Source organism: Cupriavidus sp. CP313 (genome assembly GCF_054072015.1).
Map to the genome: position 1 here is coordinate 142,974 of NZ_JBSVZB010000012.1, position 22,377 is coordinate 165,350.

Annotated in this window: 19 protein-coding genes and 1 pseudogene; 8 read left to right on the forward strand and 12 right to left on the reverse strand. The window is 66.8% G+C overall.

Going from position 1 to position 22,377, the window contains the following annotated elements:
• Positions 1–19: 19 nt before the first annotated feature.
• The gene (locus ACW4E8_RS18145) at positions 20–1,036 is read right to left on the reverse strand and encodes a 1-aminocyclopropane-1-carboxylate deaminase (protein WP_456805777.1); all 1,017 of its coding nucleotides are present in this window, start codon (positions 1,034–1,036) and stop codon (positions 20–22) included.
• 192 nt (positions 1,037–1,228) lie between these two features.
• Between ACW4E8_RS18145 and ACW4E8_RS18150 the strand changes: the two genes are divergently transcribed.
• Positions 1,229–1,744 carry a winged helix-turn-helix transcriptional regulator gene (locus ACW4E8_RS18150; RefSeq protein WP_436225305.1) on the forward strand — a complete coding sequence of 172 codons (516 nt, stop codon included), beginning with the start codon at positions 1,229–1,231 and terminating at the stop codon, positions 1,742–1,744.
• Positions 1,745–1,895: 151 nt separating this feature from the next.
• Here the strand turns inward: ACW4E8_RS18150 and ACW4E8_RS18155 are convergent, their stop codons facing one another.
• Positions 1,896–3,062 carry an acyl-CoA dehydrogenase family protein gene (locus tag ACW4E8_RS18155; protein WP_456805778.1) on the reverse strand — a complete coding sequence of 389 codons (1,167 nt, stop codon included), beginning with the start codon at positions 3,060–3,062 and terminating at the stop codon, positions 1,896–1,898.
• A gap of 299 nt (positions 3,063–3,361) precedes the next feature.
• Between ACW4E8_RS18155 and ACW4E8_RS18160 the strand changes: the two genes are divergently transcribed.
• From ACW4E8_RS18160 to ACW4E8_RS18185, 6 genes are all read left to right on the forward strand, one after another.
• Positions 3,362–4,666 carry an acetyl-CoA hydrolase/transferase family protein gene (locus ACW4E8_RS18160; protein ID WP_456805779.1) on the forward strand — a complete coding sequence of 435 codons (1,305 nt, stop codon included), beginning with the start codon at positions 3,362–3,364 and terminating at the stop codon, positions 4,664–4,666.
• Between the two features lie 41 nt (positions 4,667–4,707).
• Positions 4,708–5,916 carry an acetyl-CoA C-acetyltransferase gene (locus ACW4E8_RS18165; RefSeq protein WP_456805780.1) on the forward strand — a complete coding sequence of 403 codons (1,209 nt, stop codon included), beginning with the start codon at positions 4,708–4,710 and terminating at the stop codon, positions 5,914–5,916.
• Between the two features lie 119 nt (positions 5,917–6,035).
• Positions 6,036–7,022 (forward strand): Bug family tripartite tricarboxylate transporter substrate binding protein, encoded by a 987-nt coding sequence (locus ACW4E8_RS18170; RefSeq protein WP_456805781.1) that lies wholly within the window; start codon positions 6,036–6,038, stop codon positions 7,020–7,022.
• Between the two features lie 52 nt (positions 7,023–7,074).
• A complete protein-coding gene (locus ACW4E8_RS18175) occupies positions 7,075–8,232 on the forward strand; it encodes an acyl-CoA dehydrogenase family protein (RefSeq protein ID WP_456805782.1) in 1,158 nt (385 codons plus the stop codon).
• Positions 8,233–8,322: 90 nt separating this feature from the next.
• Positions 8,323–9,621 (forward strand): CaiB/BaiF CoA transferase family protein, encoded by a 1,299-nt coding sequence (locus tag ACW4E8_RS18180; protein WP_456805783.1) that lies wholly within the window; start codon positions 8,323–8,325, stop codon positions 9,619–9,621.
• A 143-nt stretch (positions 9,622–9,764) separates the two neighbouring features.
• Positions 9,765–11,297, forward strand: a complete 1,533-nt coding sequence (locus tag ACW4E8_RS18185; RefSeq protein WP_456805784.1) for a class I adenylate-forming enzyme family protein — start codon at positions 9,765–9,767, stop codon at positions 11,295–11,297.
• On the opposite strand, the gene ACW4E8_RS18190 is transcribed toward ACW4E8_RS18185, so the two are convergent.
• Positions 11,294–12,196, reverse strand: coding sequence for a LysR substrate-binding domain-containing protein (locus ACW4E8_RS18190; protein WP_456805785.1), 903 nt, complete (start codon positions 12,194–12,196; stop codon positions 11,294–11,296). The genes ACW4E8_RS18185 and ACW4E8_RS18190 overlap by 4 nt on opposite strands.
• Before the next feature lie 234 nt (positions 12,197–12,430).
• On the opposite strand from ACW4E8_RS18190, the gene ACW4E8_RS18195 reads away from it, so the two are divergent.
• Positions 12,431–13,078 carry a TetR/AcrR family transcriptional regulator gene (locus ACW4E8_RS18195; RefSeq protein ID WP_456805786.1) on the forward strand — a complete coding sequence of 216 codons (648 nt, stop codon included), beginning with the start codon at positions 12,431–12,433 and terminating at the stop codon, positions 13,076–13,078.
• A gap of 9 nt (positions 13,079–13,087) precedes the next feature.
• On the opposite strand, the gene ACW4E8_RS18200 is transcribed toward ACW4E8_RS18195, so the two are convergent.
• From ACW4E8_RS18200 to ACW4E8_RS18240, 9 genes and pseudogenes are all read right to left on the reverse strand, one after another.
• Positions 13,088–14,044, reverse strand: a complete 957-nt coding sequence (locus ACW4E8_RS18200; RefSeq protein ID WP_456805787.1) for a tripartite tricarboxylate transporter substrate binding protein — start codon at positions 14,042–14,044, stop codon at positions 13,088–13,090.
• 13 nt (positions 14,045–14,057) lie between these two features.
• Complete coding sequence (locus ACW4E8_RS18205; protein ID WP_456805788.1) at positions 14,058–15,200, reverse strand: CaiB/BaiF CoA transferase family protein; 1,143 nt, start codon at positions 15,198–15,200, stop codon at positions 14,058–14,060.
• Between the two features lie 42 nt (positions 15,201–15,242).
• Positions 15,243–16,487 carry a CaiB/BaiF CoA transferase family protein gene (locus tag ACW4E8_RS18210; RefSeq protein WP_456805789.1) on the reverse strand — a complete coding sequence of 415 codons (1,245 nt, stop codon included), beginning with the start codon at positions 16,485–16,487 and terminating at the stop codon, positions 15,243–15,245.
• Between the two features lie 73 nt (positions 16,488–16,560).
• Positions 16,561–17,727 (reverse strand): acyl-CoA dehydrogenase family protein, encoded by a 1,167-nt coding sequence (locus tag ACW4E8_RS18215; protein ID WP_456805790.1) that lies wholly within the window; start codon positions 17,725–17,727, stop codon positions 16,561–16,563.
• 24 nt (positions 17,728–17,751) lie between these two features.
• Positions 17,752–18,216, reverse strand: a pseudogene (locus ACW4E8_RS18220) (MaoC family dehydratase); the annotation flags it as partial.
• An 18-nt stretch (positions 18,217–18,234) separates the two neighbouring features.
• Positions 18,235–19,125, reverse strand: coding sequence for an HpcH/HpaI aldolase/citrate lyase family protein (locus ACW4E8_RS18225; RefSeq protein ID WP_456805791.1), 891 nt, complete (start codon positions 19,123–19,125; stop codon positions 18,235–18,237).
• 188 nt (positions 19,126–19,313) lie between these two features.
• The gene (locus tag ACW4E8_RS18230) at positions 19,314–20,498 is read right to left on the reverse strand and encodes a CaiB/BaiF CoA transferase family protein (protein ID WP_456805792.1); all 1,185 of its coding nucleotides are present in this window, start codon (positions 20,496–20,498) and stop codon (positions 19,314–19,316) included.
• A 173-nt stretch (positions 20,499–20,671) separates the two neighbouring features.
• On the reverse strand, positions 20,672–21,271 hold the full coding sequence (locus ACW4E8_RS18235; protein ID WP_456805793.1) for an AraC family transcriptional regulator: 600 nt from the start codon (positions 21,269–21,271) through the stop codon (positions 20,672–20,674).
• Between the two features lie 141 nt (positions 21,272–21,412).
• Positions 21,413–22,372 carry a tripartite tricarboxylate transporter substrate binding protein gene (locus ACW4E8_RS18240; protein WP_456805794.1) on the reverse strand — a complete coding sequence of 320 codons (960 nt, stop codon included), beginning with the start codon at positions 22,370–22,372 and terminating at the stop codon, positions 21,413–21,415.
• Positions 22,373–22,377: the final 5 nt, after the last annotated feature.

The window sequence follows — 22,377 nt, forward strand, 5'->3', positions numbered from 1 at the left end:
TGCGAGACTGCGCACGGAATCACCCGTCCTTGAAGAGGAAGCTGTAGGCATTCAGTGCCGGCACCCCGCCCAGGTGAGCGAAGAGGACTTTCGATCCTTGCGGAAACTCGCCGCGACGGACCATGTCGATCATGCCCTGCATGGACTTGCCCTCATAGACCGGGTCGGTCATCATGCCTTCCAGCCTGGCGCTGAGCCGGATGGCTTCCAGGGTGCCCGCCGAAGGCAGGCCGTATTCGGGTCCGCCATAGCGGGTGTCCAGCACCACGTCCGCTTCAGTGATGTCGCGGCCGAGGCCGACCAACTCCGCGGTATGGCGTGCGATGCGCAGGATCTGCGCGCGCGTCGGTTCCGGCCTGGCCGATGCATCGATGCCGATGACCCGGTCCGCGCGGCCGTCGGCAGCGAATCCCACCACCATGCCCGCCTGTGTGCTGCCGGTGACCGAGCAGACGACGATGTAGTCGAAGCTGAAGCCAAGTTCGGCTTCCTGTGCCCGGACTTCCTCGGCGAACCCTACGTAGCCGAGACCGCCGAGCGGATGCTCCGAGCAGCCTGCCGGAATCGGGTAGGGCTTGCCGCCCGCCTTGCGCACGCTCTCCATGGCATCTTCCCAGCTTGGGCGAATGCCGATGTCAAACCCTTCGCTGACCAGGCGCACGTCGGCCCCCATGATGCGCGACATCTGGATGTTGCCCACGCGGTCATAGACCGCGTCTGAGTAGTTGACCCAGTTCTCCTGCACCAGCACGCACTTCAGCCCCAGGTGGGCCGCGATGGCGGCAACCTGGCGCGTGTGGTTCGACTGGATCCCGCCGATCGAGACCAGCGTATCGGCGCCTTGCGCCAGGACGTCCGGAATGACGTATTCGAGCTTGCGCGTCTTGTTGCCTCCAAAGGCAAGGCCGCTGTTGCAGTCCTCGCGCTTGGCATAGAGCTCGACCTTGCCACCCAGGCTTTCGCTCAGCCGCGATAGCGGATGGATCGGCGTCGGGCCGAAGGTCAGGGAATGACGCGGAAATTGCTTCAGGTTCATGACTGGCTCCAGGTTGTGGTTGGCATGCGGGCGCCCGGCAGCCGCAAAGCCCGGCATTCGCACGGAAGCTGCGCGACGCCGCATCTGGAATCATCATAAGAAGGCTGAGACGAAAGGTGCTTGCAAAGATCTGCAACTTCTTGCACGATAAAAAGGCCGGAAGCACCACGAAATTCCTTTTATTCCGTAGAAATGGCCACATCCAGAATAAAATTTCGTACGAAATCCGAGACCTCCCCGCAGCCCGCGCCGGTGCTGGATCGCACGGACAAGGCCATCCTCCGCGCCTTGCAGCGCGATGCGTCCATCTCCAACCTGGCCCTGGCGGGCAAGGTCAGCCTCAGCCCGCCCGCATGCCTGCGCCGCGTGGAGCGCCTGAAAGCGGATGGCCTGATCCGCGGCGTCGTGGCGCTGCTGAACCCGGCTCCCCTGGACGCGGGGATGCTGGTCATCATCGGGGTCGTGCTGGACAGGTCCACGCCCGAGTCGTTCGCCGCCTTTGAGAAAGCGGCGCAGAAGGTATCAGGCTGTATGGAATGCCATGAAGTCACCGGCGAGTTCGACTACATCATGATGCTCAGGACCAAGGACAGCGAGAGCTTCAACCGCCTCCACGCGGAGCAGTTGCTCTATCTGCCGGGCGTGCGGCAGATTCGCTCGTTCATGGTGCTCAAGCAGGTGCTGTCGACGACGCAGTTTCCGATTTGAGGGTCGGCCTGGATCCGGCTGCGCGGACGAAGAGAGGAGACAGGGAGGGGAATCCAGGGGTCTGGGGCGAACCAGGAACCCCGGGGCCGTTGCAGCCGGAGTTCCATCCGGCCAGCCCCTTGTGCGTTGGGGCTGGCGCGCGGTCCATCGCTCAGAATGAGCGCGGCAGGCCCAGGACGTGTTCGGCGACGAAAGAGTAGATCAGGTTGGTGGAGATCGGTGCCACCTGGTACAGCCGCGTTTCCCGGAACTTGCGCTCGACGTCGTATTCGCAGGCAAAGCCAAAGCCGCCGTGGAACTGCAGGCAGGCGTTGCCGGCCTCCCAGCTGGCCTTGGCGGCCAGGTACTTGGCCATGTTGGCCTGGGCCCCCATGGGCTCGTGCTTGTCAAACAGTTCACAGGCTTTCCAGCGCATCAGGTTGGCCGCTTCCAGCTCGATAAAGGACTCGGCGATCGGGAACTGCACGCCCTGGTTCTGGCCGATGGGTCGGCCGAAGACCTCGCGTTCCTTGACGTACTTGGTCACGCGGTCAATGAACCAATAGCCGTCGCCGATGCACTCGGCCGCGATCAGCGTGCGCTCGGCGTTCAGGCCATCGAGGATGTACTTGAAGCCCTTGCCCTCTTCACCGATCAGGTTTTCCTCGGGGATTTCCAGGTCCTCGAAGAACAGTTCATTGGTCTCATGGTTGACCATATTGGGGATGGGGCGCACGGTCAGGCCTTTCTTCTGCGCCTCGTGCAGGTCCACCATGAAGATGGACATCCCTTCGCTCTTCTTCTTCACCTCGGCCAGGGGCGTGGTGCGCGCCAGCAGGATCATGAAGTCGCTGTGCTGGACGCGGCTGATCCAGACCTTCTGGCCGTTGATGACGTAGCGTCCGTCCTTCTTGACCGCTGAAGTCTTGATCTTGGTGGTGTCCGTGCCGGTGGTGGGCTCGGTCACGCCCATGGACTGCAGGCGCCATTCCCCCGAGGCAATCTTCGGCAGGTACTTGTCCTTCTGTGCCTTGGAGCCGTGCCGCAGCAGCGTGCCCATGTTGTACATCTGGCCGTGGCAGGCGCCGGAGTTGCCGCCGCAGCGGTTGATCTCTTCCATGATGACCGAGGCTTCGGTCAGGCCCAGGCCGGAACCGCCGTACTCCTGCGGAATCAGCGCCGCCAGCCATCCCGCCGCGGTCAGCGCATTGACAAAGGCCTCGGGATAGGCGCGCTGCTCGTCCACCTTGCGGAAGTACTCATCGGGAAACTCGGCGCAAAGCGCGCGGACGGCGTCGCGGATTTCTTGGAAGTTGTTCGATTGGGTCTGTTCGATCATGGCGCTTGGCTTGCGTTCGGTCTGTGGCGGACGGTCTGTGGCGGACGGCCGCCTCCTTGTGATAACCGCAATACTCGCGGCGTTCGGCAAGTTGGACAATCAGCCTTTCCGAAAGCGCGCCTTCCACCGGGGTTAAGTCCCGGCGGGGCCCGCGGGGCGATGCACCGGCCGGGGCCTTTCGCTTTCGCCAAAGTCCACCATTGGCATTGTCAAATAGCGCAAACCACGCTTTGGCGACATGCTCTGGGCTATCTGGCGCATGCGCCGCCTGACCGCCGACTGACCGCTGCCCCGTGGACATGCACACCCTCGCCTCCCGCCTGCAAGCCCTGATCCGCCCCGGTGACCATATCTGGTGGGGACAAGCCACCGCCGAGCCGCTGACGCTGACGCGCGCGCTGGTGGAACACCGCCACGCCATCGCCCAGGGCGGACGGCTCAGTGTCTTTGTCGGCATCGGGCAGTCAGACACCCTGCAGCCGGCCCAGGCCGACGTGCTCGACTTCTTCGGCTACGCCGCCAGCGGCCCGCACCGGCAACTGGCCAGGGCCGGCGTGCTGGACATCGTGCCCAGCCACTATTCGCACCTGCCCGGGCTGATCCGCCAGGGCACGCTGCGGGCGGACGTGGCGCTGGTGCAGGTCTCGCCCGCCGACGAGCACGGGCGCCACAGCCTGGGGCTGGTGCATGAATACATCCCCGCCGCGCTCGACCGCGCCCGCGTCATCATCGCCGAGGTGAACCCGGAGGTGCCGTGGACCCACGGCAGCCGCTACCTGACCGCGGACGACATCGACCTGCAGGTCGAAGCGCTGCACCCGCCGATCAGCCTTGACCGCAGTGCGCCCGGCCCGGCCGAACAGGCCATCGCCCGCCATATCGCCGGCTGGGTGGAGGATGGCGCCACCCTGCAGATGGGCATCGGCAACCTCCCTGAGGCCGTGGTCGCTGCGCTGCATGGCCACCGCGACCTGGGGCTGCACAGTGGCGCGATCGGCGACGGCATTGCCGCGCTGGCCGAAGCCGGGGTGCTGACCAACGCACGCAAGAGCATCGATACGGGCGTGGGCATCGCCGGCATCCTGATGGGCAGCGAACGGCTGCGGCGCTGGGCCCACCGCAATCCGCAGCTGCAGTTGCGCGAGACCGCCTATACCCATCACCCCGAGGTGCTGGCCAGCGTCGACAAGCTGACCGCCATCAACTCCGCCATCGAGGTCGACCTTACCGGCCAGGTGAACGCCGAAGTCGCCGCCGGCGTCTATGTCGGCGCCGTCGGCGGTGCCGTGGACTTCCTGCGCGGCGCCGCGCGCAGCCGCGGCGGCTTGCCCATTGTCGCGCTGCCGGCAACCGCCAAGGGCGCGAGCCGCATCGTGGCGCAGTTGTCCGGCCCGGTCAGCACGCCCCGCTCGGACGCGGGCCTGATCGTCACCGAACACGGCGTGGCCGACCTGCGCGGCCAGACGCTGTCGCAGCGCGTGCGCCGCATGCTGGACATTGCCGCCCCCGAACACCGCGAGGACCTGGAACGCCAGGCCCACGCCCTGCTGCGCCAGTGCGGCGCGGTCTTCGTCGCCCTTCCCGGGCACACGCTGACCAACTGACTTATTTGCTCACCCCACCACAGAGTTCCAAGGAGACTTCCATGCGCAGAGCTGCAATCGTCACTCCCCTCCGCACGCCCGTCGGCACCTTCGGCGGCAGCCTGCGCCCGGTGCCCGTGGAGGAACTGGCCGCCACCGCCGTGCGCGCCGTTGTGGAACGCAGCGGCATCGATCCCGCGCGTATCGATGACGTGGTCTTTGCCCAGTCCTACGCCAACAGCGAAGTGCCCTGCGTCGGCCGCTGGGCCGCGCTGCAGGCCGGCCTGCCGGTCGAGGTGCCGGGCATGCAGCTGGATCGCCGCTGCGGCGGCGGCCTGCAGGCCATCGTCACGGCCTCGATGATGGTGCAAAGCGGCGCCGCCGACGTGGTGATCGCGGGCGGCGTCGAGAGCATGAGCAATATCGAGTACTACACCACCGACATGCGCTGGGGCGCGCGCTCGGGCAATGTGCGCTTCTTCGACCGCCTCGACCGCGGCCGTGAACGCTCCCAGCCGGTCGAGCGCTTCGGCAAGATCTCCGGGATGATCGAGACGGCCGAGAACCTGGCGCGCGACTACGGCATCAGCCGCGAACAGGCCGATGCCTTCGCCGCCCGCAGCCACGCACGCGCCGCGGCAGCCTGGGAGGCCGGCCGCTTCGATGCCGAGGTCGTCCCCGTGCAGGTGCCCCAGCGCAAGGGCGATCCGGTGCGGTTCACGCGCGACGAAGGCTTCCGCCCGGATACCACCCGTGAAAGCCTGGGCAAGCTGCGCACCCTGATGCCGAACGGTACCGTCACCGCCGGCAACGCCAGCCAGCAGAACGATGCCTCGGCCGCCTGCCTGATCGTGGCCGAAGACAAGCTGGCCGAACTGGGCCTCACCCCCATGGCCTCGCTGGTGGGCTGGGCGGCTGCAGGCTGCGAGCCCTCGCACATGGGCATCGGCCCGGTGCCCGCGGTGAAGAAGCTGCTGGCGCGCCTGAACCTGACGCTGGACCAGATGGACCTGGTCGAGCTGAACGAAGCCTTCGCCTGCCAGGTGCTGGCCGTGCTCAAGGGCTGGGAATGGCATGACCAGGACGCGATCGAGCAGAAGCTCAACGTGAACGGCTCGGGCATCTCGCTGGGCCATCCGATCGGCGCCACCGGCGTGCGCATCCTGGCCACGCTGCTGCATGAACTGCAGCGCCGCGGCGGCCGCTATGGCCTGGAAACCATGTGCATCGGCGGCGGCCAGGGTATTGCCGCGGTCTTCGAACGCTACTGAGAAAACCCACTGCATTCACCGTTCAGGCCCCGTGCGCGACGACGGGGGCTGCGCCAGCCTTTTGCCTTTTGCTTTTCGGCTTTTGCCATCGGCTCTTTGCTTTACGTAGGAGAAGTATCTTGATTTCCACCTCACGCCGCCACGCCATACTGGCCGCCCTGGCCCTGTGCGGCGCAACCCTGGCCACTCCCCCTGCCTCGGCGCAGCCCAACGGCCAGCCGGTGCGCCTCGTGGTCGGCTACGCGGCCGGCGGCCCCGCCGACCAGGCCGCGCGCCTGTTTGCGGTGGCGTTGGGCAAGGCGCTCAACGCCAACGTCATCGTCGACAACAAACCCGGTGCCAATGCCACGCTGGCCGGCTATGAAGTGGTCCGCGCCAAGCCCGATGGCGCCACGCTGTGGTTCGCCGCCAGCGCGGCGCTGACGGTCGCGCCCAACATCATGAAGAGCCTGCCGTACGACCCGGCGAAGGACCTCGCCCCGGTGGCACCGGTGGCGCGCTACTACAACATGCTGGTGGCCAACGTCAAGGAGCCGTTCAAGGGCACCCAGGACCTGGTTGCCTACGCCAAGGCGCATCCCGGCAAGCTCAGCTACGGCTCCTCGGGCGTCGGCAGCTCCAACCACGTCGCCATGGCCCTGTTCGCCCGGCAGGCGCAGGTCGAGCTGAACCATATTCCCTACAAGGGCAACGCCCCGGCCATGACCGACACCATCGGCGGCCAGATCGACGTGATGTTCGACATCATCAGCACCGCCAGCGGCTATGTGCAGAGCGGCAAGGTCAAGCCCATCGCCGTGGGCTCGCCCAAGCGCAGCGCATCGCTGCCCGGCGTGCCCACCTTCCGCGAATCCGGGATTGCCGGCCTCAAGGATTACGAAGCCGGCGGCTGGTACGCCATCTACGCCCCCAAGGGCGTGACCCCCGAGCAGACCCAGAAGCTGGCCGCGGCAGTGCGGCAGGCCGTGGAAGACGCGGAGCTCAGGAAGCGCTATGCCGAACTGGGCTACGAGCAGTGGAGCGGCACCACGCAGGACGTCGTGAACACCGCCGCGCGCGAGCGCACGCAGTGGGCCAGCGTGCTCAAGGGCGTGACGCTGGACTGATGGCCCCGCCACCCTCGAACCGACACCGACCCGACCTCCAGGAAGAACTGACATGATCCGCGATAACGACATCCTCGAAGCCCTGCTCGACAGCGTGCGCCGCTTTGTGCGCGAGCGCCTGGTTCCCGCCGAGGCGCTGGTCGCCGAGACCGACGAAATCCCGCAGGACATTGTGCAGGACATGCGCGAGATGGGCCTGTTCGGCATGACCATCCCCGAGCGCTTTGGCGGCCTGGAGCTGACCATGGAAGAGGAAGCGCGCGTGGTCATGGAGCTGTGCCAGACCTCGCCGGCCTTCCGCTCGCTGCTGGGCACCACCGTGGGCATCGGCTCGCAGGGCATCCTGATGGACGGCACGCCGGAGCAGCAGGCCGCGTGGCTGCCCCGCCTGGCCACCGGCGAGATCCTGGCCTCCTTTGCCCTGACCGAACCGGAAGCCGGCTCGGACGCCGGCTCGCTGCGCACCATCGCGCTCAGGGATGGCGACCACTACGTGGTCAACGGCACCAAGCGCTTTATCACCAATGCGCCGCAGGCCGGCATGTTCACGCTGATGGCGCGTACCAACCCTGAAATCAAGGGCTCGGCCGGTGTCTCGGCATTTATCGTCGATGCCAATACACCGGGCATCAGCTTCGGCAAGCGCGACGTGAAGATGGGGCAGAAAGGCGCCCACACCTGCGACGTGATCTTCGATAACGTACGCGTCCCGGCGGCCAACCTGATCGGCCTGAAGGAAGGCCAGGGCTTCAAGACGGCCATGAAGGTGCTCGACAAGGGCCGGCTGCACATTGCGGCGGTCAGCGTCGGGGTGGCCAGGCGCGTGCTGCGCGACGCGCTGAACTACGCGCTGGAGCGCCAGCAGTTCGGCCAGCCGATCTGCGAGTTCCAGCTGATCCAGGCCATGCTGGCCGACAGCCAGGCCGAGCTTTATGCCGCCGAATGCATGGTGATCGACGCCGCGCGCCGTCGCGACGAAGGCAGGAACGTCTCCACCGAGGCCTCGTGCTGCAAGATGTTCGCCACCGAGATGGTGGGCCGCGTGGCGGACCGCGCGGTGCAGATCCTCGGCGGTTCCGGCTATATTTCCGAGTTCGGCATCGAGCGCTTCTACCGCGATGTGCGCCTGTTCCGCCTGTATGAGGGCACGACGCAGATCCAGCAGGTCATCATCGCGCGCAACATGATCCGTGAAGCCCGCGGCGCCTAGGAACCCGTTCCAAGACGCCTGACCCAAGCCCACGCGCAACGATGCCCGTCCCCAGGACGGGCAGCCTGCCTTGAGACCGCCTGACCTGACATGACAGATTCCACCGCTACGCCGGCCGCTGGCCTTCCTCCCCCCTCCCCCCGCACCGGCGCCCTGAGCCACCTGCGCGTGCTCGATCTCTCGCGCGTGCTGGCCGGGCCGTGGTCCACCCAGAACCTGGCGGACATGGGCGCCGACGTGATCAAGATCGAAAAGCCCGGCGAAGGCGACGATACGCGCCACTGGGGGCCCCCGTTCCTCCCTGACGAGGCCGGCGCGCCGACCCGGCAGGCTTGCTATTTCACCGCCGCCAACCGCAACAAGCGCTCGGTCACGGTGGACATGGCCACGCCGGAGGGACAGGAGCTGATCCGCGAGCTGGCCCGGCAAAGCGATGTGGTGGTGGAGAACTTCAAGACCGGCGGCCTCAAGCGCTACGGGCTGGACTATGACAGCCTGAGTGCGCTCAACCCGCGCCTGATCTACTGCTCGGTCACGGGGTTTGGCCACACCGGTCCCTACGCGGCGCGGCCCGGCTACGACCTGCTGATCCAGGCCATGAGCGGCCTGATGAGCATCACCGGCCACGCCGACGGCGAGCCCGGCGGCGGCCCGATGAAGGTAGGCGTGGCCGTGATCGACCTGTTCACCGGCATGTACGCCACCACCGCGATCCTGAGCGCGCTGGAAGCGCGCCACTTCACCGGCCGCGGCCAGCATATCGACATCGCCCTGCTGGATGTGGCGATGGCGGTGCTGGCCAACCAGGGTGCGGGCTTCCTGAACGCCGGCGACGTCCCCCGGCGCCAGGGGAATATCCACCCCAGCGTGGTGCCCTACCAGGACTTCCCGACGGCCGACGGCAATATGCTGCTGGCGATCGGCAACGACGGGCAGTTCGCACGCTTCTGCGACGCCGCGGGCGTGGACTGGGCGCGCGACGAGCGCTATGCCACCAACACCGGCCGCGTCAACAACCGCAAGACGCTGATCGCGATGATGATGGAGCTCACGCGCACCCGGCCCACGGCGGATTGGGTCACGCTGCTGGAAGCCAATTCCGTGCCTTGCGGCCCCATCAACAACATCGCCCAGGCCCACGCCGACCCCCATGTGCAGCACCGTGGCCTGCGCGTCGAGCAAGAGCGCTATCCGGGAGCACAGCCGCCCACCGGCGAGTCCGTGAACCAGGTGGTCACCGCGGCCAGCCCGCTGCGCCTGTCGGAGATGCCCCCGACGCTGCGCTATGCCCCGCCCGCCCTGGGCCAGCACACCGAGGAGGTGCTGCGCGACTACCTTAAGCTGAGCCCGCAGCAACTGGAAGCACTGCGCGCCAGGCGCGTGGTGTAAGCGGCCAGGCGGCTTTCGGCAGGCAAGAAATCCGCCTTTGCCGATTACCGATTGCACCGTGCAACGGGCACACATACACTGGCGCCGTTCGGCTGGCACCGCGCTTTGCCGAACGGTTTTTCCAGCACAAGGATTCCCGCGAGATGCCACCGGACCGAGACACCCCACCACGGATCAGCGACATCCCACGCCACTGGGCCGCCGAGACCCCCGGCCATGTGGCCGTCTTCGAGGAAGGCCGGACCACCACCTATGCGCAGCTGTGGGCGGGCATCGAGGATGCGCAGCGCTACCTGCAAGCGCAGGGCGTCGGCACCGGCGATCGGGTGCTGATCACGGCCGAGAACTGCCTGGCGGTGATCACGCTGGTGTTCGCCTTGTCGGAACTGGGCGCGTGGCCGGTGGTCGTCAACGCCCGCCTGTCGGAGCGGGAAATCGAGGTGATCCGTGCCCACTGCCAGCCGCGCCTGATGCTGTTCACCCACGCTGTGTCGCCCGATGCCCTGCGGCACGGCGTGCGCTACCGGGCCAGGGAGATTGCCCCGGCCGGCCTCGGCCCGCTGATGGCAGGCGCTGTCGACGAGGCCAGCGAGCGCGAGCCTGAAGCGCTGGCGCGTGACGTCGCCGCGTTGATCTACACCTCCGGCACCACCGGACAGCCCAAGGGCGTGATGGTCACCCACCGGGGCTTGCTGCACTTTGCGCGCGTCACGGTGGCGTCGCGCCGCATGCAGGCAGACGACTGCGCCTATGCGGTCATGCCGATGTCGCATGTGTTCGGGCTGGGGACGCTGCTGGTGTCGACCCTGCAGGCCGGCGCCAGCCTGTACCTGAGCGCCCGCTTCAATGCTGCGGACGTCACCGCCGCGATCCGGCAGGGTGCGATCACGCTGCTGCAGGGCGTGCCGACGATGTTCAACCGCATCCTCGCCCATGTGCGGGCAATGGGCACGCCCCTGCAGCCTTCGCCGCGGCTGCGCTATCTCTACACCGGCGGCGGGCCGCTTGATCCGACGCTCAAGCACGACGTCGAGGCGATGTTCGGCCAGCCGCTACACCATGGCTACGGCATGACCGAATATGCGGGGTCGCTGTTCGTGACCCGCATGGACCGGCCGCGCACTGATTGCTCGGCGGGCGAGATCGTCGAAGGCGCAGAACTGCAGGTAGTCGGGCCGGAGGGCAAGCCGGTGCCGCAGGGGGAGCCCGGCGAGCTATGGATCAGAGGGCCCGGTGTGATGCGCGGCTACTACCGCGCACCGGACCTGAGCGCCGAGGCCCTGCGGCCCGACGGCTGGCTCAGCACCGGCGACATCGGCCGGCTGGACCCAGACGGCGCGCTGTTCATCGTCGGCCGCACCAAGGACCTGATCATCCGCTCGGGCTTCAATGTCTACCCGATCGAAGTCGAATCGGTCATCAACACGCATCCGTCCGTGCGCGTGTCGGCCGTCATCGGGCAGCCCACCGCGGACGGCAACGAGGCAGTGATCGCCTTCGTCGAAATCAGGGATGGCGAGAAATTCGATGCGCCGGCGCTGCACGACTACCTGGTCGACCGCCTGTCGCCGTACAAGCGCCCGGAGCGGATCCTGCGCGTGGCCTCGATCCCCACCACGGCCAGCGGCAAGCTGCTGAAGCACCAGCTGCGGCAGATGCTGGCGGACCAGGCCTAGTCCTGGCGCCCGAGGCCGTCCTCTACCAGCAGGTCCACCAGCTTGCGCGCAAACAGCGGCAAGGCGCCGAGGTCGGCCACGCATATCTGCAGCTTGCGCTCGGCCCATTCATCGTTGAGCTGGACGATGCGCAGCGCCATCGTCTTCGCATGGCGTCTGGCGGTAGTCTCCGGCAACACGCCGACGCCGACATTGGCCTCGATCATCCGGCAGGCGGTCTCGAAGTTGCTGACCTGCACGCGCCAGCGCAGCGTGCGCTGCAGGTCGGTCGCGGCCCGCATCAGGAAATTGTGGATCGCGCTGGCCTCAGGCAGGCCGATGAAGTCGTAGTCCAGCGTATCGATGAAATCCACGCTGCCGCGCTCGGCCAGCGGATGGCTCAGCGCGGTGGCCAGCACCAGGCGGTCGCGCCGGTAAGGCATCACCTCCAGCCCTTCCGTGCGCACGTTGCCGGCAATGATGCCGATGTCCACCATGCCCTCCTGCACCGCGCGCACGATATCCGGGCTCAGGCGCTCGTGCATGTCGATGGTCACGTCCGGATGGCTGACGAGATAACTGCGCAGCACCGCCGGCAGGAACTCGCTCATCGCGGTGGTGTTGGCGAAGACGCGCACATGGCCTTTCACGCCCGCCGCGTATTCCTGCAGATCGCCGCTCAGTTGCTCCAGCTGGCGCAGCACGCGGCGCGCGTGGGCGAGCAGCGTCTCGCCCGCCCCGGTCACCTTTACGCCCTGGCTGCTGCGGCTCAGCAGCTTGACGCCGACGTGCTCCTCCAGGTTCTTGATGCGGGTGCTGGCCGCGGCCAGCGACAGGTGTGAGCGTTGTGCACCGCCGGTCAGGCTCTGGGCCTCCGCAATATGCGTGAACAGTTTCAGGTCGACCAGATCAAAGCGCATGACATCATTCCGCGGCGTAGGGCCGGATTATCTCGCAAAGCGCGGCGCTCAGTACACTCTGGCGGGCGCAATTTGCAGGGGCCGGCACCCCCGCATCCGGCACCTGATCCTGGAAACTTACGAACGTTAGGTAGATTTCGGGAACTGGATGGAGTAACTTCCATGGGGAATAACCCCGAATGCTGCGTCGCCGCATCGCGGCTGCCGGCAAACCAGCTCAGGCCCACACCTACCATGACGAAACGCCAGGTCAACGCCGCCCCGGTGGATACCCGCGAAAAGCTGATGCGCCTGGCGGCGCGCGCCTTCGGCACGCAAGGCTATGCCGCCACGACCATGCGCGGGATTGCCGACCAGGCCGGCATCGAAGCGGCCAGCATCTACTACCACTTCTCCTCCAAGGAAGAGCTGCTGGATGCGGTGATGGAACACGGTGCCCAAAGCATCGTTGCGCACACACGGGCGCGCATCGAGGCGCTCCCACCAGGCGCCGATGCCGAGCAGCGCTTCCGGGCCGGGCTGCTGGGCCTGATGAGCGCCATGATCAAGTACGGCGACTACACCCTGGCGCACGGGCGCCGGCTGGCCGAGCTTCCCGACAAGGTGCGCGAGCGCCAGATCCGGCGGCGCGAGCAGCACCAGGAATTCTGGGGCGGGCTGCTGGAAGACCTGCGCGCCGAAGGACGGCTGCGCGAGGATGTCGATATCGCGCTGTGCCGCGTCTTCATCCTGAGCACGATCACCTCGGTGCAGAGCTGGTTCAACCCGAAGAAGGGCTCCGCCGAAAAAGTGGTCGACGAACTATGCACGATCCTGTTCGAGGGCGTCCGGCCGAAGGACACGCGCAAGCCGGCACGGCGGGCGCAGGCCGTGGCTTCGTGAACCGTCCTTCTACTTCCCGGCCAGCGCCACCAGCTTCTTCCAGCGCTCGAGCTCTGCCGGCGCACTGGCCCGCGCCCTGGCAGCGTCCTGGATGTCGACCTCCAGCCCCTGGCTGGTGCAGAACGCCTTGAAGGCCGGCGCCGCGGCGGCCCGGGTCATGACCTCGGACAGTTGCGCGACAATCGCCTGCGATGTGCCGCGGCGGGCGAATGCCCAGATCGGGGTGACCATTTCATAGCCCTTCAGGCCGGCCTCGTCCAGGGTGGGCGCGTCGGGGAAATAGCCCGACCGCTGCTTGCTGGTGACCGCCAGCACCCGCAGGCGTCCCGCCTTCACCAGCGGCAGCGACGTAGCCACGCCGCCAAAGCCGACATCCAGCTGCCCGCCCGCCACGTCGACCACGACCTGCGCCGGGGCCTTGTAGGGTACGTGGGTCATCTGGATGCCGGCCATGCTGCTCATCAGCACGGCCGCCATCTGCGGCGTGGTGCCGTTGCCAGGTGAGCCATAGGACAGCCCGCCCGGCTTGCGCTTCGCGGCGGCGATCAGGTCCTGCACGTTGCGAAACGGCGAGTTGGCCGCAGTGACCAGCACCATCGCCGAACTCGCCAGCCGCGCGACCGGCTCGAAATCGGCGACCGCGTCGTACGGCGTCTTCTCGACGAACTGGTTCGAGTAGTGCGCCGCGTAGTTGAACAGGATTGTGTAGCCGTCGGCGGGCGCCTTGGCGACAAAGTCCGTGCCGATGATCCCGCTGGCGCCCATGCGGTTCTCGACCACGAACGAACCGCCCAGCGCCTTCGCCAGCTCGGCGCTCATGTAGCGCGCCACGACGTCAGTACCTGAGCCCGGGCTCAGGGGCACGATCAGGCGGACCGGGTGGGAGGGGTAGGCCTGCGCGAGCGCCGACAACGGTAGCGCTGCCAGCGCTGGCAGCAACTGCAGGCAAGTACGGCGTGACATCATGCTTTCTTGTCTCCTATTGGATCAGGCCGGCGGCCGCGAGGGCAGCAAGTTCCTCTTCCGGGAACCATTCGGCCAGGGCCGCCGCCGCGTTTTCAGGCGTGGCGGCGGCTGGGGGTTGCGGCACGGCCGCACCGGTGCGCGAGAAGCGCGGCGCCGGGGCCGGCTGCATGACGCCCGCCACCTCGACAAAGGTGCCGCGCGCCTTCAGGTGCGGATGGTCGTAGGCTTCCTCGAGATCCAGCACCGGGCCAAAGCAGGCGTCGCTGCCTTCCAGCAGTTCGGTCCATTGCGCACGGGTGCGGGTCTTGAAATGGGCGGCAAACAGCCTCCGCGCGGCCGGCCAGCTGGTCCGGTCCGACGGGTTGGACAGCTCCGGCGCATCCAGACCGATCAGGTCGAGCAGTTGTCGGTAGAACTTCGGCTCGATGGGCCCGATCGAGATGTACTTGCCGTCGGCGCAGGCATAGGCGTCGTAGAACGGTGCCCCGGAATCCAGCAGGTTGGTGCCCCGCTCCGGGCCCACCAGCCCGGCCGCGCGCAGACCCGCATGAATCGTCAGCAGCGATGCCACGCCATCGACAATCGCTGCATCGACCACCTGGCCCTTGCCGGACGACTGCGCTTCCAGGATGGCGCTGACGATGCCAAGCGCCGCATACACGGATCCGGCGGCATAGTCGCCCGCGACATTGAGCGGCACCGTCGGCGGCTGCCCCTCGCGCCCGATCGCGCTCAGCAGCCCGGTGATGGCGATGTAGTTGATATCGTGCCCGGCTGCCTGGGACAAGGGACCGTCCTGGCCCCAGCCGGTCAGCCGGCCATAGACCAGCTTCGGATTGCGGGCCAGGCACTGGTCGGGGCCAAGGCCGAGGCGCTCGGTGACGCCCGGGCGGAACCCCTCGATCAGCGCGTCGGCCTTGTCGATCAGCGAACGGACCATCTCCAGCCCCGCCGGGTCCTTCAGGTCGACCCGGATGGATTTGCGGTTGCGCAGCACCAGGTCGAACTGCAGCGGCCGCGACAGGCCAAGCCCGGATGGCTCCTTGCGATCGACGCGGATCACGGTTGCGCCCAGGTCGGCCAGCAGCATGGCACAGAACGGGGCGGGTCCGATGCCCGCGAGTTCCACGATCCGTACACCTTCAAGCGGTCCCAAAGCAGTCTCCTTATGTTATGTGAACGGCCGGCGGGGAAATTGCTAAACGACCCCCGTCTCGCGCAACGCCGCGATCTCCTGCGGACTGAGCTTCAGCAGCCCGCCGTAGATCTCTTCATTCGCCCCCCCCAGCGCCATGGCCGGCTGGTCGAACTGCGAAGGCGTCGCCGAGAACCGGATCGGCAGCCCCATGCCGACCGCGTCCACCGGGCCGAACTCCGGATGGGCCAGGTGCATCAGCGCGCCGCTGTCATGCAGCCGCTGGTCGTGCAGCACCTCGTTGGGCTTGCGCACCGGCGCGCAGGGCACGCCGCGCTGGTCGAGCAGTTCACGCACCACCTCGGCCGAGCTGCGCTGGCTGGTCCACGCCGCGATCACTTCGTTGAGCGCCCCGGCGTTCCGCATGCGGGGGCCGCGGCTGCTGAAGCGCGGGTCGTCGAGCAACTCGGGCTGGCCGATCGATTCCAGCAGCCCGCGCATCCAGTCCGGCTGGAACGCGACGATGGCCACGTGCCCGTCCTGGGTCGGGTACACCCCGAACGGCGCCAGCCGGTCATGGTAGTTGCCGGTGCGCGAGGGGTAGCCTTCCCGCCCCATCACGTCAAAGTGCTCTTCCGCCACCCACGACGCCAGGCAATCCAGCATCGATACCTGCACGCGCTGGCCCTCGCCGGTGCGGCCGCGGTGGATCAGCGCGGCCAGGATGCCGTTGACGGCAAACATCGGCGCCACCAGGTCGGCGATCGGCAGGCCGCAGCGTGTCGGCGGGCCGTCGGCGTAGCCGGTGACCTCCATCAGACCGCTGAGCGCCTGGACGATGATGTCCATGCCCTTGAGCCCCGGGAAGGCACTGGGCTCGCCCATCGCCTTGACCGACGCATAGACGATGCGCGGGTTGCGCTGCTTCACCTGTTCATAGTCCACGCCGAGCTTGGCGGTGGTGCCCTCGCTGAAGTTCTCGAGCACCACGTCGGATTCCTCGGCCAGCCGCATGAACAGCTCGCGGCCCTGCCCGGACTTCAGGTCCAGGGTGATGCTCTTCTTGTTGCGGGCCCGGTTCAGGACCGTCAGCGAGACTTCGTGATCCTCGCGCTGGCCGAAGTGGATGCCATGGCTGCCCACGAACGGCGGGTTGGTGCGTGCGATGTCGCCGCCGCCGGGCGCTTCCACGCGGATCACCTCCGCGCCCATGCCGCCCAGCAACAGCGACCCATAGGGTCCGGCCAGCGCCACGGTGAGGTCCAGGACCCGGATCCCCTCGAGGGGCCGCGATTGGTTTGCTGCCACTGCTGTCTCCTTGCTTATCGGCCCGGCCGTCAGGCGGCCGGGCCGTTACTGCATCAGTCTGGGGTCAGGCGCCTCAGTATGACTTCGGTAGCCCAAGCTTACGCTCGGCGATGTTCGACAGGATGAGCTGCGGGGTGACGGGCGCGATGTAGCCGATCCACGCTTCCCGCATGAACCGTTCAACGTGATACTCCTTCGCGTAGCCGAAGCCGCCATGCGTGAGGATTGAGGTCTGGCAAGCGTTCATGCAGGCCTCGGACGCCAGCAGCTTCGCTGCGTTTGCCTCGGAGCCGCAGGAGATCCCTTTGTCGTAGAGATCGGCAGCGGCGAGCAGCATGTGGTTGGCAGCCTCGAGCTCCGCCCAGTTGCGGGCCAGTGGATGCTGGACGCCCTGGTTCTTGCCAATCTGACGGCCGAAGACGACGCGGTCCTTGGCGTATTGCGTGGCAAGCTTGAGCACCGCGCGGCCGATACCGACCTGCTCGGCGGAGACGAAAACGCGCTCCGCATTCATGCCGTGGAAGATATACTTCAGGCCCTTGCCTTCCTCACCGATCAGCGAGTCTTTGGAAACCGGCAGATCGTCGATGAACAACTCGTTGGTGTCGACAGCGGCACGGCCAAGCTTGTCGATCTCCCGAATGTCGACATATTTGCGGTCGAGCCTGGTGTAGAACAGGCTCAACCCTTCGCCGTGCTTCCTGACCTCCTCGACCGGCGTGGTGCGCGCGAGAATCAGCATGTGGTCGGCGACCTGCGCGGTCGAAATGAAGACCTTCTTGCCCGAGATCAGGTAGTTGCCATCGGGCTGCTTCTTCGCCACAACCTTGAGCTTGGTGGTATCAAGGCCCGTGTCTGGCTCGGTGACCGCGAAACACGCCTTGTGTTCGCCACGGACAAAGGGCGGCAGCCAGGCCTTCTTCTGTGCATCCGTGCCGAAATGCACGACCGGCTGCAAGCCGAAGATGTTCATGTGGATAGTGGAAGCCCCCGCCTGCCCGCCGCACTCGGCCACGGTACGCAGGAAGAGCGCAGCTTCAGTCACGCCAAGGTTCGCGCCGCCGAACTCCTCTGGCATGCAGATTCCGAGCCAGCCGCCACTGGCAACAGCCTCGAAGAACTCGTGCGGGAACTCGTGGTTCTTGTCCTTGTTCCGCCAGTACTCGAGCGGAAAGTCCGCGCAGATCTTTTCTGCCGCATCAATAATGGCGAGCTGATCGGCGCTGAGTTGGTAATCCATCGCTTCACTCCTGCAGGTGTCGGATCAGGCCTTGTCGGCAGGGCGCAGCTTCATCAGGCCGGTGCGGACGGCCACGCAGACCTCCTCGTCGCGCTGGTTCAGGCCGACGTGGCGGAAGGTGACGATGCCCGAGTCGTTGCGGCTTTTGGACAGGCGCGCGTTCACGATCTCGGTGCGCACGCGGATGGTGTCGCCGTGGAAGGTGGGCTTGGGGAACTTGATTTCCTGGAAGCCCAGGTTGCCCAGGGTCGTGCCCAGCGTGGTCTCGTAGACGGTGACGCCGGCCACCAGCGCCAGCAGGAACATGCTGTTGACCAGGCGCTGGCCATAGATCGAGTCCTTGCAGTACTCGGCATCGATATGCAGCGGCGCGCAGTTGTAGGTCAGCGCGGAGAACAGCACGTTGTCCGTCTCCGTGACGGTGCGGCGGATGGCGTGCTCGACCACCAGGCCTTCACGGCAGTCTTCAAAATACAGTCCGGCCATTTTCTTGTCTCCTCGGGGAAATCAGGCGTTGAAAGATTTAGCGAGCGCGACAATCTCGCGCGCGGTCTTGACGTGGGCGATGTCGATGTGTTCGCCGTCATAGATGGTCGAGGCGCGGCCGTTGGCCTGCGCCTGCTCCAGCGCGGCGATCATGCCTTCGTAAAAGGCCACCTCTTCCGGCGACGGGCTGTAGACCTCGTTGATGACGGCGACATTGGACGGATGCAGCGCCAGCTCGCCGCTCATGCCCAGGTTGCGGTCCAGCAGCGAGGACTTGCGCAGGCCCTCCAGGTCGCGCACCTGCTGCCACACGCCGCCGATGGGCAGCTTGCCGGGGGGGCGCGCCGCCATCACCGCACACGAACTTCGGTACAGGGTTTCGCGGCCATCCGGGGTCCACACGTAGCCCAGCGCGCGTGCCACGTCGGCGTTCTTGGCGGTGCAGCCGCAAATGGCGCCAACGCGGTCGCGCCTGGCGATCTCATAGGCCAGTTCCAGCGCCCGCGCGGTTTCCAGCAGCGGAATCACACGCGTCGAGCCCAGTGCCACACCGTTGCGGTATTCCGCCTCGGACAGCATCATCGACACGGTGTCGATATCCTCCGGCCCGATTGGCTTCGAGATCACGATGCCTTCAATATGAGGGCTCACCACCGCGAGGATGTCCTCGAAGTCATAGAGGTGCGGGCTGCGGTTGATGCGCACGAACACGCGCTGGCCCTGCTCCGCCAGCCACGCAAGCTTCGACCTCACGATGCCGCGCGCCTCGGCCTTCAGGGGGGCCGGCACGCTGTCTTCCAGGTCCAGGATCAGCGAATCCGCCTTCGACGTGATCGACTTTTCGATCCAGTCCGGCTTGTTGCCCGGCACGAACAGCATCGACCTCACTGGCTTCATGGCGCTAATACTCATGCTTGTCTCCTTGTGGCTTCCATTGCCTTACAAATGTTAGTTAGGTGTCGGGTTTGCAGTTTTCCACGTGGCATCGCGTCGTCAAACTGCATCTGATCTGATGCTAGTGGAGCGGACCGCCTGCGCTCAAGTAGTCACTGGCGAACCGGTGCTTCGCATTACGCGAACCACCCCGGCGCGCCTGGCGCTCAGACGATGCCGGCGGCGCGCAGGGCTTGCACCTGGGTGCGGTCGTAGCCGGCCTCGGCAAGGACTTCCTCGGTATGTTCGCCGACGGTGGGTGGCCGCCGCGCCACGTCGGGCGGCGTGCGCGACAGCATCGCCGGCGGCGCCACGATCGGCGCCTTGCACGGCAATCCGGGATAGTCCATCCAGATGTAGGCCCCGGACGCCTGGATCGAGGCATCGTCCAGCGCCTCGCGCGGGGAATAGACCGGCGCCGCCGGGATCCTGGCTTGCTCCAGTTCCCGCAGGGCATCATCGCGGGTGCGGGTGGCGCACCATTGGCCCATCAGATCACTCAGCAACTCGCCGTGCTCACCGCGCCGCAGGTCATCGCGAAAGCGCGGATCGTCCACCAGCTCCGGCGCGCCGATCAGGTTGGCCCAGCGCCGGAACAGTGGCTGCCCGATCACCTGGGCGATGATCCAGCCGTCGGTCACGCGGAAGATGTCAGACGGCCCGTAGGAGGGGCTGCGGTTGCCGATCGCCTGCCGGTCGATGGCCAGCGCCGCTTCCTCGATCAGCGCCCCGCTGGACAGGTTCAGCGCCGTCTGCAGAAGCGACGCCTCGACGCATTGCCCGCGGCCGCTGCTGCGCCGCTCGTACAGCGCCATGACAGTGCCCAGCGCGCACGACAGGGCCGTGGAAAAATCGACCACCGGCACCATCGCCTTGGTGGGGCATTCGGGCGTACCCGACATATAGACCGCACCGCTCAGCGCCTGGCCCACACCGTCGAATCCAACACGGTGCCCAGCGCCTTCATGCGAACCGAAGGCGGTCGAAGCGGTCAGGATGATGCGGGGATTGATCGCGCTTAGCGTGGCGTAGTCCAGCCCCAGGTTCGCCAGCGTCTTCGGCGGCATGTTGGCCACCACCACGTCGGCCGTCTCCACCAGGCGGCGCACCACCTCGCGGCCTGGCTCGCTGTCGATGTCCAGCGTGACCGAGCGCTTGTTGCGGTTGCACTGCAGGAACAGCGCCCCCTCCCCCGATTCCGTCACCGGCACGATAAACCGGTCTTCGCTGCCGCCGACGCGGTCGATGCGGATGACATCGGCACCGTAGTCCGCGAGCAGCGCTGCGCAGAACGGGCCGGCAATGAAACGTCCGAAATCGAGGACGCGGATACCTTCAAGAACTTTCGACATCGGCTTCGCTTCCATCTGGCGGCCTCGTCTGCGTGAGACCAAGGCTGATGGAATCGATGGTGACCGCCGGCCCCGCGCCGGTCAATCGAGTCTGTCGAAACGTTCCGTGCATCGAAATTGGAGCGCGCCGCAACCTGAATACTGCCGGCTTCCGGCACGCACCGCCCGTCCTGTCAGGCGACCGAGCGCTGCCGCTGCGCTGCGCGCACCACCGCCAACCGCCTGGCAGCCTCCATCGATAAGCCGAAGCGGTCGTAGAAAGCGCAGTCCAGATCACCGCTGGCGGGCCATCCGACGATCCGCCGGGCATCGCCAATGCCGGCGTCGCCGGCCATGACCTCGAACAGCAGCCGCATCAGCCGTTGCGTGCGGCACAGGTCGGTCAGCGCCGTGCCCTGCGAAAACAGCATGCGGCGCAGCTGTGCCGTGGACATGCCCAGCAGCCGTTCCGCGATAAAGGCGGCATTCCAGGCGTAATGGGGTTGCAGGAAGACACGCTTGCAGATGCGGTGGTGCAGGCATTCCTGTTGGGCAGCCGGCATCATCCGCTGGATCTCGAGGGTGCAGGCGGCCGGCTGCGCACTGCTGCCATCCAGGTGCAGCGCAAAGGCTTCAAACGGTTCGATGGTGAGCTGCTGGCCGGGCAGCAGCAGGCGCTCATGGACGCGCCGCCTGACCACCAGCCTGCCGTGGGCGGCAGAGACCGACAGCGGGAACGGCAGCAACAGCTGCTGCAGGCTGACGTGCATGTGGGACTGCAGATGGGCGTGCATGGTGGCTCGGGAAGCGGACAGGATCAGACTGCATGATCGCCGCTAATCGGATTGCCCGCCTCTGCCATTTCCGAATGCACCGTTCACCGCCGCCGCATGCCTGGGCAAAGTCAGCCCAGGCCCGGCGGGGTCCAAGCGCGCTCAGGCGCGGGTGAGCTGCACCAGGCGTTTCCATTTGTCCGCCTCGGCGGGGATCCCGGCGCGCACCGTGGCGGCCGGCTGGAAGCCCGGATCGAGCGACTGGGCGGCGCAGAAGGCCTTGAACTCCGGCGAGGCGGCGATAACCCGGAACGCGTCCGACAGCTTCGTGACAATGGCGGCGGGCGTGCCTTTGGGCGCGAACGCCCACACCGGCGAAACGATATCGTAGCCGTCGATGCCGGCGGCCTGGTTCATCGTCGGTGCGCCGGGCATCAGCACCGAGGGCTGCGCGCTCGTCACCGCCAGCACGCGCAGCTTGCCGGCCCGGATCAGCGGCAGCGCGGCCTGGCCGGAGAAGCCGACATGGACCTGGCCGCTGGCGATCTCGACCATTGCCTGCGACCCGCTCTTGTACGGCGTTTGGTTCATCTGGATGCCGGCCTTGGCGCCCAGCAGCGCACCGCACATGTGGGACGGCGTGCCGTCCCCGGCCGTGGCATAGCTCACCGAACCCGGCTCGCGCTTTGCCGCTGCAATGACGTCCCGCACGGTCTTGAATGGCGCATCCTTCGCGGTCACCATCACCAGCGCGGTGCTCGCCAGCCGGGCGACCGGCTCAAAGTCGGCAAGCGGGTCGTAGGGCGTCTTCTCCAGTAAAGGACTGGTGAAATGGCTGGAGAACGTAAACAGCAAGGTGTATCCGTCCGGCGGCGCCTTCGCCACGACATCGGTGCCGATGACCGCGCCGGCGCCGGGCCGGTTCTCCACCACCACCGGCGTGCCCCACGATTTGCCGAGCGCGGCTGACACCTGGCGCGCCACCCCATCCGTCGCAGAGGCGGGCGCCAGGGGCACAACGAACCGAATCGGCCGGGACGGATAGGATTCTCCAAGCACGCGCAGCGCCCAGAGTGACCCGACCGCCGGCACGGCGAACAGCATGGTGCGGCGAGTAAGCATGGCAG